This window comes from Tropicibacter sp. S64, assembly GCF_049803835.1.
In the GTDB taxonomy this organism is placed as follows: domain Bacteria; phylum Pseudomonadota; class Alphaproteobacteria; order Rhodobacterales; family Rhodobacteraceae; genus Pacificoceanicola.
In genome coordinates, this window is the sequence record NZ_JBNAGK010000001.1 from 531,183 (window position 1) to 543,417 (window position 12,235).

Consider the following 12,235-nt stretch of genomic DNA (forward strand, 5'->3'; position numbering starts at 1 on the left):
AAAAAGACGAGGCGAGGCATGGCATCTTATCAGTCCCGGGGGCGCGATCCCCTCTTCGACACCGACACGGCGCTGACGCTGGAAAAGCGCGGGCGAGAGCTTCTCGGCCTCGGGCTGGTGGCGGTGGGGCTGATGGCGGCGGCCACGATTGCCTCCTACACGCCGGACGATCCCTCCTTCATGACGGCGACCGACGCGCCGGTGCAGAACTGGATGGGCCGCATCGGGGCTTCCATCGCCGCGCCTCTGTTCATGATCATCGGCTGGGGGTGCTGGGCGATCGCGGCCTGCTTCCTCGTCTGGGGCGGTCGGCTGGCGCTGCACCGCGATGACGTAGGGGTCATGTCGCGGCTGGTCTTCGCACCGATCTGGGTGGCGCTCTCGGCGGTCTATGCCTCGGGCCTGACCGAAAGCGCCGGCTGGAGCCACAATTTCGGTCTCGGCGGATTGTTCGGCGACATGATGATGGGCTCGATCCTGAACCTGATGCCGGTGGATGCGGGGATCGGTCTCAAGCTCGTGCAACTGACGCTCGGTGCGGTGATCGTCGTGTTCGGGGCCTTCGTGCTTGGGTTCACCCGGCTCGAGGTGAAGACCCTGGCGCGCTTCCTTTTGCTCGGTCTCGTCGTGACCTATGCCAACGTCATGGCCCTGCTGGGTAAGGGCGCGGGAGGCGCGATGGACGCGGCGCAGCGCATGCAGGCCGCCTCCGCCGAACGCCGCGAACGCAAGCGCCAGGAGGCGGCGGAGGCCGCCGAATGGGCTGCCGCGCAGGAGGCCATTCCCACCCCGCGCGTGAGCGCCGCGCCGCGTGTGCGCCGGGCCGAAACCCCGGTCTACGACGAGGAGCCAACGGATTTCGTGGTGGATGACACCGACGATTTGCCCGCGCCGCCCCGGGAAAAGGCCGGGTTCCTGTCGCGGATGCCGTCCCTGATGAAACGCGAAGAGCCGCGGATGCGGATGCCCGAGCCGGAGATGGTCGACGCTGTCATGGACCACGACGTCGATGCACCGGGCGAGGACCGGGTGAAGGCGAAGATCGCAGACGTGATCCGCGCCCGGCGCGGCACGGATTCTGCCGTCGCCAAGGCGCCGTCTTACGATCCGACCAAGCCGCTGACCAAGGGGCGCGGCCACGGACCGAAGCCGCTGATCTTCAATCCCGCACCGCGTCCCGAGGCGCGTATCGAACCGCCGCTCACGGCGCCGGAACCCAAGGTTGCCGCACGGGCCGAGCCGCCGCTGACCGCCTCGCGCACGGTCAGCCCGACGGCCGCCGCCGCTCCGGCGCTGGCCGCGACCCGTGCCGCCGCTGCCGTGTCCGCCGCCCCGGCTTTCCTCCAGAAAGCAAAGACTTACGCCCCCTCCCCTGCCGAGGAGGAAGACTACGACGCAGCGTTCGAGGCCGAACCCTGGGAGGAGGACGACACCGCTCAGACTTTCGCATCGGTGGATGAGGATGCGAATGGCGCGGCCTATGGCGCGATGCGGGACTTCGACGATTACGGTGAGGACGATGACGACGACCTCATGATCCTCGACGACAGCACCCCGACGCCGCCCCCGCCGCAGTTCCTGCGCCGCCCCGCGCCTGCGTCGGAGCCGAAGAAGGCCGTGGTGCAGCAGCCGGTGCGCAAGCCCATGGTTCCGTCGAAGCGGGCGCAGGCCGAGGCACAGCCGCAGCTGAAATTCGAGGACAACACGCCGGATTACGAACTGCCGCCCCTGAGCCTGCTGATGTCGCCGGACCGCATCCAACGGCATGTGCTGTCGGACGAGGCGCTGGAAGAGAACGCCCGGATGCTGGAATCTGTGCTGGACGACTACGGCGTGAAGGGCGAGATCGTCTCCGTCCGCCCCGGCCCTGTTGTCACCATGTACGAACTCGAGCCCGCGCCGGGCCTCAAGGCGTCCCGCGTCATTGGCCTCGCCGACGACATCGCGCGTTCCATGGAAGCGCTGTCTGCGCGGGTTTCCACCGTGCCGGGCCGCTCGGTCATCGGGATCGAACTGCCGAACCAGGACCGCGAAATGGTCTCCTTCCGCGAGATCCTCTCGTCGCGTGAATATGGTGACGGCAAGCATTCGCTCCCCTTGGCGCTCGGCAAGGACATCGGCGGCGAGCCGATGGTCGCCAACCTCGCGAAGATGCCTCACCTGCTGATCGCCGGCACCACCGGCTCGGGCAAGTCCGTGGCAATTAACACGATGATCTTGTCGCTGCTCTACAAGCTGACGCCGGATGACCTCAGGATGGTGATGATCGACCCGAAGATGCTCGAACTCAGCGTCTATGACGGCATTCCGCACCTCCTGTCTCCCGTTGTGACCGACCCGAAGAAGGCCGTGGTGGCGCTGAAATGGGTCGTGGGCGAAATGGAGGACCGCTATCGCAAGATGTCCAAGATGGGCGTGCGCAATATCGACGGCTACAATGGCCGCGTTGCGGATGCGCTGTCGAAGGGCGAATTGTTCAGCCGCACGGTGCAGACAGGGTTCGACGACGAGACCGGCGAGCCGGTATTCGAGACCGAAGAGATCGTGCCGAAGAAGATGCCCTACATCGTCGTCATCGTCGACGAGATGGCCGACCTGATGATGGTGGCGGGCAAGGAGATCGAAGCTTGCATCCAACGCCTCGCGCAGATGGCCCGCGCCTCCGGCATTCACCTCGTCATGGCGACGCAGCGTCCTTCCGTGGACGTCATCACCGGCACCATCAAGGCGAACTTCCCGACGCGGATTTCCTTCCAGGTCACGTCCAAGATCGACTCCCGAACGATCCTTGGCGAGATGGGCGCGGAGCAGCTTCTGGGCATGGGCGACATGCTCTACATGGCGGGCGGCGCAAAGATCACCCGCTGCCATGGTCCGTTCGTCTCGGACGAGGAAGTCGAGGAGATCGTGAACCACCTCAAGGCCTTCGGCCCGCCGGAATATGTCTCGGGCGTGGTGCAGGGCCCGGATGACGAGAAGGCGGAGAACATCGACGCGGTTCTGGGGCTCTCCACCGGTGGCAATACCACAGGCGAGGATGCGCTCTACGATCAGGCGGTTCAGATCGTCATCAAGGACCGCAAGTGCTCGACCTCCTACATCCAGCGCAAGCTCGGCATCGGCTACAACAAGGCCGCGCGGCTCGTGGAGCAGATGGAGGAGGAGATGGTCGTCTCCCCCGCCAACCATGTCGGCAAGCGCGAGATCCTCGTGCCGGAGCAGCAGTAGGGCCTGTCGGAACGCAGCCGATACACGGAACCCGGTGGCCTTTCCCGGGTTCCTGACCTGACGGGTGGACCCTTGAACCGGGGGTTTCCGCCGACGATATCAGGTAAAAGGCGCGGCGTTATCGCATAACGCGCGTCGCGGTGCCATATGTGCCGCATCCCGATCAGGAAGGAACGAGTATGGACCGCAGAGCATTCACCGCAGGCATCCTGGCCATGGCGACCCTTGTCGCCGCCCCCGCCAGTGCGCAGCAGTTGTCGCTGGGCGCGATCTCGCAGTATCTCAACACGATCAAATCCGCCGAGGGCAGCTTTACCCAGATCAACGGCGACGGCACCATTTCCACCGGCACCATCGCCATCAAGCGGCCGGGCAAGGTGCGCTTTGATTACAACCCGCCGGAACGGGCGTTGGTGCTGGCGTCCGCCGGGTCGGTCTATATCCTCGACCGCAAGCTGAACGCGCAGCCGGAGACCTATCCGCTGAACCAGACGCCCTTGTCGATCATCCTCGACCGCAATGTCGACCTGACGAAGGCGGGCATGGTGACAGGTCATACCTTCGACGGCACTGCGACCACCGTGACCGCGCAGGATCCGAAGCGGCCTGAGTACGGCACCATCCAGTTGAAGTTCACCGGCAATCCGGTGCAGCTCCGCCAGTGGATCATCACGGACGGCGACGGCAATCAGACGACGGTTGTCCTGGGTGACCTGCAGACGAAGACCCTCTCGAACCAGATGTTCTACATCGACCCGGAGCTGAAAAAGCTGCGGTGATTCGGAAATGTTTCGCGCGCGAACACGCGGGTTGCGACTCCATGGGTTGAAGGTTAATTCCGTCCCGCCACCAAGGATTTCAAATTGTTTACCTCGGTAAACGGCCTGTTAATCCGGGTTAACAAAACGAGGCCTGGTCCCCTGCGGATCGGGCCTTTTTTGTATCAGAAGGGTAGAAGCTGACTGTTTACGTTTGGGAAACATTCGGGTCGTGATATGTCTTTCTGACAAGCAAGAACAGGGCGGTAGCGCCCGGAATTCAGAGGTGAATCTGGTAGGAGCAGAATGCGCGTGCGGGCTGGTTTTCCGTTGGTGATGGCGGTGGGGTGGCTGGTTTCCGGATTGGGGGTGGCGGTTTCGGTTTACGTTGCGCTCCAGTTTCCGGAAACGGGCAGGGCAACCGCAGAGGGTATGTTTCACCGGACCGAGGCGCAAGACGTGGGTGTGGCTGGCAAAGTTCCTCATGCGCCTGACTTTGCAATTGTTTCCCGGCCGGCTCAGCGGCCCGGGGTTGAAGAATTCGGCTTGGGCAAGGGTGGGAGCCTTGCAGGCGAGGCAGCGCCGACTTTGGACATGGGTCCGGTCTGGCCGCCTGCGGAAACCCGAGCAGAGGCGGCGGCCGACGCGGGCGACGGTCCGGGGGACGACATCGTGGCCCGCGCGGTGGGGGGACCGCTGGACCGGGCGCAGACTCCGCATGAAGCGGTGCTGCGCCCGGATTTCGGGCGTTTGCCGGAGAAACGGATCGGGTCGGACGAGGGCAAGAGCCGGTTTCCCGGGTTGCCCGGGGTTCAGCCGGACAGGCAGCACGCGCCTCTGTCTGCCTGTGCCGCTTTGGTGACAACGCTGGCGGCACGGACACGGGTGTATTTCAGCTATGGCTCCGCCGAGGTCGCGCCGGGGGCGAAGGAGGCGGTGGAGGTGCTGGCGGCGGCGGTGAGGCTCTGTCCGGATGTTCACGTGACCGTTCTCGGCTTTGCCGATCCGGCGGGGGATGCCGTGGCGAACCGGGCGCTGAGCCTGGCGCGGGCAAAGGCGGTGCAGACGGTGATGGCGCACGTCGGTTTTTCAGGAACCCGTCTGCACGCGCGCTCCCACCTCGATGGCCATCCGGAATCCTGCCTGCATTTCGACGTGGTGGACAGGCGGGTGGAGTTCGAGGTCTCGCTTCACGGCGAAACTTTGGCGCTGGCCAACTGAATAACGAAAACCCCGGACGTTGCCGGGGTTTCTCTGGTCCTTCGGTCTCATCTGGCTTACCAGCCGTTCGGTCCCTTGTCGGCAAAGGCATGCACGAGGAAGTCGATGAAGGCACGGACCTTCGGCTGGGTGAAGCGGCCCGGCGGGTAGACGGCGTAGATGCCCTGTGTTTCTACCGGCAGGTCCGGGATGACCTCCTCGACAAGGCCCGCTTCCATGGCATCGTGGTAGAGGTAGGAGGGCAGGTAGGCGATGCCGAGACCGGCGGTGCAGGCATTGAGCAGCGATTGCCCGTCATTCACCGTGAGCCAGCCCGCCGTGCGCACCTGACGCTTTTCGCCGGAGGGGGCGGTAATCTTCCAGACGTTGCCGGAGGCCTGGTTGGAATAATGCAGGAGCTTGTGCTCGTTGAGGTCGTCGATCCGCTGCGGTCGGCCGAACTGCTCGAAATACTTCGGCGAGGCAATCATGCGCTTCGTCGTTTCGGTCAGCTTGCGGGCGCGCAGGGTGCTGTCCTCCAGCTCGCCGATGCGGATCGCCATGTCGAAGCCTTCGGAGATCAGTTCGACGTAGCGGTTGTTCAATACCATGTTGACGGTGATGTCCGGGAATTCCGCGAGGAAGTCGCCCAGAACCGGCGACAGGTGGTTCACGCCGAAATCCGTCGCCACGGAAATGCGCAAGAGGCCCGAGGGCGCGGATTGCATGGAGGTGACCAGCGCGTCGGCCTCCCCGGCATCGTTCAGAACGCGGCGGGCGCGGTCATAGTAGGCAAGGCCGATCTCCGTGGGCGAGACGCGGCGGGTCGTGCGGTTGAGCAGACGGGCACCGAGACGCGCCTCAAGGGACGACACGTGCTTCGAGACGGCGGATTTCGAGATCCCCATCTTCTTCGCGGCGTCGGTGAACCCCCCCTGATCGACGACCGTTGCGAAGGCTTCCATTTCCGTGAGTCGGTCCATGCTCGGCTCTCTTTCTGCGTTCCGTATTCCGTTTTTTTGCCGCCCAACTGCGGCTGAACTTGGGCGGGGCCGCGACAATTGCGGGGTATTAGGCCCCTTGTTGCAGGGCCGGAAACGCGGGAAGGCGGGCGTATGCCGCGGAATGTGCTACGCCTTGCGGACACGCAACAGGGAGGATTTCAACATGTCGATTCGGGTTCTGATTGCAGCGGCTCTGGCCGTCGCGGGGTCCGTGGCCTTGGCGCAGCAAGGCGGCGAGACGCCTTCGCCGGAGGGCGCATCGGTCTATTTCGTCAATATCGCGGATGGGGACACGGTCTCGTCTCCGGTCACGGTTGTCTTCGGCCTCAAGGGAATGGGCGTCGCGCCCGCCGGTACAGAGAAGGAGAACACCGGCCACCATCACCTGCTGATCGACCGCGCGCCGTTCGGCGAGGGGGAGGATGGCATGGACGAAATGATGAACGGCCTGCCCGCGGACGATCACCACAAACACTTCGGTGGCGGTCAGACGGAGGTGACGCTCGATCTGGCGCCGGGACAGCATACGTTGCAGCTGGTGCTTGGCGATGCCGGGCATGTGCCGCACAGCATGCCGGTGATGTCGCAGCAGATCACGGTGACCGTGGAATAACGAGCAAGAGAAAGCGGTGCGCCCGGGGTGGGCGCACCGCTCTTTCATGGCAGGCGCAGGTTGGCTCAGGCCGCTTTGCGGTCGTGTTTGCCTTCCTCGATCTCCTCGACGATCTTCGACACGAATGCCTTGAGATCGCCCGGGTTGCGGGAGGTCACGATACCCTTGTCGGTTGCGACTTCCTGATCGACCCAATGCGCCCCGGCGTTGATCACGTCGGTCTTGATCGAGTGATAGGACGTCATCGTCCGGCCCTTTGCGATACCGGCCTCCACCAGCACCCAAGGCGCGTGGCAGACGGCGGCAATGACCTTGCCGGACGTTTCAAAGTCCTTGGCAAGCGACAGCACCGCGTCCTCGACGCGCAGCAGGTCCGGGTTGATCTGGCCGCCGGGAATGACGAGGGCGTCATAGTCGGCGCATTTGGCGTCGGCGATCTTCAGATCGGCCTCGGCCTCCCGGCCCCAGTCGCCGCCGTCCCAGCCCTTGATCGCCTTGCCGTCAAGCGTGGCGACATGGACCGTCGCGCCCTTGGCTCGGAGCTGGTCGCGGGGGAATTCCAGTTCCGACTGCTCGAAACCGTGGGTGGAAATGATGAGGATCTTGGCAGAGTCGATGCTCGGCATGATGTGTCTCCTTTCACATGTGTGACTTGGGAGACCAACCCGGGAAGCCGCGCCCTGTTCCATCACAAGGCGCGGCCTGACGGGACGTGACGCAGGATCACTCCGGTTTTTGTGGCGCCTGGACCGTCGGATTGGCCCCCCGCAGGGCACGGGCAAGAAAGCCGGGGCGGCGGTCGCCTTCCGGACCGTGCCAATCCTCATTGCGGGTCAGGATCATCGTGACCGCGAGAGCGAGAAAGGCGAGGGTGGATCCGGCAAGAAGGGCATAGTCCGCCGATTGCAGGATGAAGTAGAGCACCGCGTAGACCACCGTGAGCGCACTGCCGAGGACCAGCGCCCGCTTTCCGAGTTTCAGGCCGATCACGCCGAAGAGGGTCAGGAGCGCGATCACCGCGCCCGCGGAGAGGGCGTAGGCGAGGGCGAAACCGAGGTGTTCGGCGTAGCTGACCATCAGGAGGACAAAGACCGTCTGCACGAGGCCGACAAGGATGTATTGCACAGCATGGGCGGTCCGTCCGGTGCCGCGTTCGATCAGCAGGATCGTCAGGAACGTCAGCGCGATGAACAGCACGCCATAACGGGCGGCCCGCCAGGCCTTCTGGTAGAAGTCGTTGAGTTCGATGTAGCGCAGGCCAAAGGCGGTTTGCCGGGCGGTGGTGTCATGATCCTCGCGCGAAACCTGCGGCAGGGCGCGGGCCAGATGCGGGATGCGCCAGTCGGCGGAGAAGCCGTCATCGCTGATGTCGGAGGTGTCAGGGAGGAAGGCGCCGCCGAAGGAGGGATGTGGCCAGTCGCTTTGCAGGTGCACGATGCTCTCGCGACCCACCGGGGCGACGTAGAGTGACTGTGCGCCGTTGAATTCCAGTGTCAGGCGGTAGTCCTGCGACCCGAGCGGGTCGCCAACCACGGCGCGAATGCCCTGCCTCTCGGTCTGCGGTTCCAACGGTACGTCATTGCCGTCCACACTCAAAGCCGCCGCCCCGCGCAGGGCTCGGTTGCTGCTCAGGCCGAGCCGCACTTCGGCCTCCTCCCACAAGAGCCGCTCGTTCTGCGCGATCTGGCCTTCCGCCGCCTCCGGGGCGAAATCGAAGGTCAGCACGCTGTCCGCCCGGTACACCGGCACGTTGAAAATGCCTCGGCTGCGGATCTCGGTGCGGGTGGTGAATCCGGCGTTGAAGGTTTCGGGAAAGAGGTAGACCGGCGCGGACCGGCGGGTGATGGTCTCCTCGAAGCGCTCGAAGACCTCCTTGTCGGTGTCCGGGTCGACCATGACAACGCCGGTGTCCGGGTCGACCCGGGGGCGGGAGGAGACCTGTGTGACGGTTTCCTCCACCGGGATCACCAGTTGCGGGCCGGAGAGGGTCTGCTCGCCGCCCCATTCCTCGCTGACTGCATAGAGAGTGCTCTGCGAATAGGCGCGGCGGTCCTGAATGACCTCGGCGGCGAAGAACATCGGGATGAACATCAGAAGGACAAGAAAACCGACGCCGATGAAGCGGCGGCCGGGGGATTTTGAAACGGTACTCATGGGGCAACCCTCGCTCGTTGGACTGACCTTGAGCGATAGGGGCCCGGGGAGCAATCCCGCCGCAGCGGGTGTGCAGAGGTCGTGCAGGACGACGGACGCCGCTCGTCCGCCTGTTCAGGCGAACATCGCCCCGCCCGCCGTCCCGTGGTCAGAGCGTTGCGGCGAGGCGGGTGCCTTGGTCGATGGCCCGTTTGGCGTCGAGTTCCGCCGCGACATCCGCACCGCCGATGATGTGGCAGGGGATGCCTTTGGCTTCAAGCGCGTCGGCGAGGGAACGGTTGGAGAGTTGCCCGGCGCAGAGCACGACAGTGTCGCAGGGGATGACTTCGGGCCGTTCGCGGGCCTCGCCGTAGGAGATGTGCAGGCCTGCATCGTCGATGCGCTCGTAATTGACGCCGGCCTTCATCTCCACGCCTTTCATCTGGAGCGTGGCGCGGTGAATCCAGCCGGTGGTCTTGCCGAGGCGCTTGCCGGGGCGTTCGGCCTTGCGCTGGAGCAGCGTGACCTTGCGGGCCGGTTTGTCCGGTTGCGGTCCTTCGGGGGCGAGGCCGGAGCGATGCTCGGACGGGTCGGTGACGCCCCATTCGCGCAGCCAGTCGGGCAGGTTCACCGTCGGACTGTCTTCGGTGACAAGAAACTCCGCCACGTCGAAACCGATGCCGCCCGCGCCGATGACGGCGACGGACTTGCCGACCGGGGCCTTGCCTTTCAGCACGTCGATGTAGCCGAGGACCTTGGGGTGGTCCTGCCCCGGGATGGCCGGGTCGCGCGGGGTGACGCCGGTGGCGATGATGACCTCGTCGAAGCCTTGCAGGGTTTCTGCGGTGGCTTCGGTGCCGAGTTGGAGGGTCACGCCGGTGGCGTCGAGCATGGTGCGGAAGTAGTCCACCAGCCCGTGGAATTCCTCCTTGCCCGGCACCTGTTTGGCCATGTTGAGCTGGCCGCCGATTTCCGTGTCGCGATCGTAGAGCGTGACGTTGTGCCCGCGCTCCGCCGCGGCGATGGCGGTGGAAAGGCCCGCGGGACCGGCGCCGACCACGGCGATGGTCTTCGGCTTGTCAGCCGGGGTCAGGACGATCTCGGTCTCGTAGCAGGCGCGGGGGTTGACGAGGCAGCTTGAGACCTTGCCGGAGAAGGTGTGATCGAGGCAGGCCTGATTGCAGGCGATACAGGGTGCGATCTGCGCCGCCTTGCCGTTTGCCGCCTTGTTGACGAAATCCGGGTCGGCGAGGAAGGGACGGGCGAGGGAGACCATGTCGGCGCAGCCGGTGGAGAGGACCTCCTCGGCAACCTCCGGCGTGTTGATGCGGTTCGAGGTGATGACGGGGATGCCGACCTTTCCCATGAGCTTCTTCGTCACCCACGCAAAAGCGGCGCGGGGGACCGAGGTGGCAATGGTCGGCACACGCGCCTCGTGCCAGCCGATGCCGGTATTGATGATCGTGGCACCCGCCTTTTCGACCTCCCGCGCGAGTTGCACGACTTCCTCGAAGGTCGAGCCGTTCGGGACCAGGTCGATCATCGACAGGCGGTAGATGACGATGAACTCTGGCCCGACGGCGGCGCGGACGCGGCGGACCACCTCCAGCGGCAGGCGGATGCGGTTCTCGTAGGAGCCGCCCCAGCGGTCCGTGCGTTTGTTGGTATGCGTGACGATGAACTGGTTGAGGAAATAGCCCTCGGAGCCCATAACCTCGACGCCATCATACCCGGCTTCCTTCGCGCGGACGGCGGCGGTGGCGATGTCGGCGATCTGCTTCTCGATGCCGTCCTCGTCGAGTTCCTTGGGCGGGAAAGGGGAGATCGGGGACTTGATGGCGGAGGGAGCGACGCAGTCGGGGCCATAGGCATAGCGGCCCGCGTGCAGGATCTGCATGGCGATCTTGCCACCCGCCTCATGCACGCGCGTCGTGATCAGGCGGTGGTTGGCGATGTCCTTGTCGGTGAAGAGCCCTGCCGCTCCGGGGAAAACGCCGCCCTCCCGGTTCGGGGCCATGCCACCGGTGACCATCAGTCCGACGCCGCCGCGGGCGCGGGTGGCGTAGAATTCCGCGACGCGGTCCCAGTTCCCGGTTTCTTCAAGGTTCGTATGCATCGAGCCCATGAGCACGCGGTTCTTCAGCGTGGTGAACCCGAGGTCGAGCGGGGCGAGCATATGGGGGAATGTGGACATGGCGGACCTCCCGTTGGCCGTGGCTGTGCGCAGAACACAGCATGCGGCCGCGGCTGTCACTGTGCAACGCTGCGTCACGGGAGGTGCGGGCGGGGCTGGGCGAAAATTTTGCCGGGACAAAATTTTCTATCGGGGGCTTTGCCCCCGGAGCCCCCGAGTATTTGCAAAGAGAAGAAACAGGGGCGGTTGGGGTCAGGTAACGAGGATGAGCGCGAGGATGGAGGTGGTCAGAAGGGCGATGCCGGTGAGTTCGCGCTTTGTCACGGTCTCGTGGAAAAACAGGACCGAGGCCGCGAGGGAGAGCAGGAGTTCGACTTGACCGAGGGCGTAGACGTAGGCGGCGGTTTGGAGGGTGAAGGCGGTGAACCATGAGAGGGTTCCGGCCATGGAGGTGAGGCCGAGCCAGACGGCAGTCTTGCGGGCGCCCCAGGCTTTTGCGATCTGGCCCGGTTCGCGGCGGTGGAGCCAGAGCGCCATGGCGAGGGCCTGCATGGCGGTGACGCAGACGAGGCTGATGGCGGCGCGGAGGATCGGGTCTTCCGACGGGATTTCCAGCGTGGCGGCGCGGTAGCCGACGCCCGCGATCGCAAAGAAGAAGCCGGAGCCGAGGCCGAGGAGGACGGCGCGGCTTCTCAGGCCCTTCCAGAAGGCGTCCGGGCTGTCGGGGGTTTGCGAGAGCATCAGCACCCCGGCGAGACCGATGGCAATGGCGAGCCAGCCACCGAGCGAAATGTGTTCGCCAAGCAGCAGCAGGCCGACGAGGGCGGTTTGCAGCACTTCGGTTTTTTTCAGCGTGATGCCGACGGCGAAATTGCGTTCGGCGAAGGTCAGGACGACGAGGACGGTGGCGAGGATCTGGCCGAGACCGCCGAAGGCCGCCCAGCCCCAGAAGGTCCAGTCGAGGGGTGGGATGGGCTGGCCGGACCACAGCAGGTAGCCCGATGTGACCACCATCGCGGCGGGCGACGCGTAGGCGAAGCGGGCGAAGGTGCTGCCGGTGGCCGAGAGCGTGCCCCCGGCCAGCATCTTTTGCAGCATGAAGCGCACGGTCTGAAAGGTGGCCGCCGAGAGCGTGGCGATGATCCAGAGTTCCATGCCGCAAGCT

At 65.1% G+C, this 12,235-nt stretch carries 9 protein-coding genes; 4 read left to right on the forward strand and 5 right to left on the reverse strand.

Going from position 1 to position 12,235, the window contains the following annotated elements; translation table 11 throughout:
- Positions 1-18: 18 nt before the first annotated feature.
- The 3 genes from ACP159_RS02480 (at position 19) to ACP159_RS02490 (ending at position 5,207) form a co-directional block, all read left to right on the forward strand.
- Entirely contained in the window at positions 19-3,228 is a 3,210-nt protein-coding gene (locus tag ACP159_RS02480; RefSeq protein ID WP_425098036.1) for a DNA translocase FtsK, read from the forward strand.
- Positions 3,229-3,407: 179 nt separating this feature from the next.
- Entirely contained in the window at positions 3,408-4,007 is a 600-nt protein-coding gene (locus tag ACP159_RS02485) for a LolA family protein (RefSeq protein WP_425098037.1), read from the forward strand.
- A gap of 573 nt (positions 4,008-4,580) precedes the next feature.
- Positions 4,581-5,207, forward strand: coding sequence for an OmpA family protein (locus tag ACP159_RS02490; RefSeq protein WP_425098038.1), 627 nt, complete (start codon positions 4,581-4,583; stop codon positions 5,205-5,207).
- A 56-nt stretch (positions 5,208-5,263) separates the two neighbouring features.
- On the opposite strand, the gene ACP159_RS02495 is transcribed toward ACP159_RS02490, so the two are convergent.
- Positions 5,264-6,169: a LysR family transcriptional regulator gene (locus ACP159_RS02495; protein WP_425098039.1), complete on the reverse strand. Its 906-nt coding sequence runs from the start codon at positions 6,167-6,169 to the stop codon at positions 5,264-5,266.
- Positions 6,170-6,353: 184 nt separating this feature from the next.
- Between ACP159_RS02495 and ACP159_RS02500 the strand changes: the two genes are divergently transcribed.
- On the forward strand, positions 6,354-6,803 hold the full coding sequence (locus tag ACP159_RS02500) for a DUF4399 domain-containing protein (protein WP_425098040.1): 450 nt from the start codon (positions 6,354-6,356) through the stop codon (positions 6,801-6,803).
- Between the two features lie 65 nt (positions 6,804-6,868).
- Here ACP159_RS02500 and ACP159_RS02505 read toward each other — a convergent pair whose 3' ends face one another.
- From ACP159_RS02505 to ACP159_RS02520, 4 genes are all read right to left on the reverse strand, one after another.
- Positions 6,869-7,429 (reverse strand): type 1 glutamine amidotransferase domain-containing protein, encoded by a 561-nt coding sequence (locus ACP159_RS02505; RefSeq protein WP_425098041.1) that lies wholly within the window; start codon positions 7,427-7,429, stop codon positions 6,869-6,871.
- Positions 7,430-7,526: 97 nt separating this feature from the next.
- On the reverse strand, positions 7,527-8,957 hold the full coding sequence (gene creD, locus ACP159_RS02510) for a cell envelope integrity protein CreD (RefSeq protein WP_425098042.1): 1,431 nt from the start codon (positions 8,955-8,957) through the stop codon (positions 7,527-7,529).
- A gap of 148 nt (positions 8,958-9,105) precedes the next feature.
- A complete protein-coding gene (locus ACP159_RS02515) occupies positions 9,106-11,130 on the reverse strand; it encodes an FAD-dependent oxidoreductase (RefSeq protein ID WP_425098043.1) in 2,025 nt (674 codons plus the stop codon).
- A gap of 192 nt (positions 11,131-11,322) precedes the next feature.
- Positions 11,323-12,225, reverse strand: a complete 903-nt coding sequence (locus ACP159_RS02520; RefSeq protein ID WP_425098044.1) for an EamA family transporter — start codon at positions 12,223-12,225, stop codon at positions 11,323-11,325.
- Between the last annotated feature and the right edge of the window lie 10 nt (positions 12,226-12,235).

Bases quoted from the DNA above. Each gene is read 5' to 3' on its own strand.
- ACP159_RS02480 (WP_425098036.1), top strand. From the start codon at position 19: ATGGCATCTTATCAGTCCCGGGGGCGCGATCCCCTCTTCGACACCGAC.
- ACP159_RS02485 (WP_425098037.1), top strand. From the start codon at position 3,408: ATGGACCGCAGAGCATTCACCGCAGGCATCCTGGCCATGGCGACCCTT.
- ACP159_RS02490 (WP_425098038.1), top strand. From the start codon at position 4,581: ATGGGTCCGGTCTGGCCGCCTGCGGAAACCCGAGCAGAGGCGGCGGCC.
- ACP159_RS02495 (WP_425098039.1), bottom strand. From the start codon at position 6,169: ATGGACCGACTCACGGAAATGGAAGCCTTCGCAACGGTCGTCGATCAG.
- ACP159_RS02500 (WP_425098040.1), top strand. From the start codon at position 6,354: ATGTCGATTCGGGTTCTGATTGCAGCGGCTCTGGCCGTCGCGGGGTCC.
- ACP159_RS02505 (WP_425098041.1), bottom strand. From the start codon at position 7,429: ATGCCGAGCATCGACTCTGCCAAGATCCTCATCATTTCCACCCACGGT.
- creD (WP_425098042.1), bottom strand. From the start codon at position 8,957: ATGAGTACCGTTTCAAAATCCCCCGGCCGCCGCTTCATCGGCGTCGGT.
- ACP159_RS02515 (WP_425098043.1), bottom strand. From the start codon at position 11,130: ATGTCCACATTCCCCCATATGCTCGCCCCGCTCGACCTCGGGTTCACC.
- ACP159_RS02520 (WP_425098044.1), bottom strand. From the start codon at position 12,225: ATGGAACTCTGGATCATCGCCACGCTCTCGGCGGCCACCTTTCAGACC.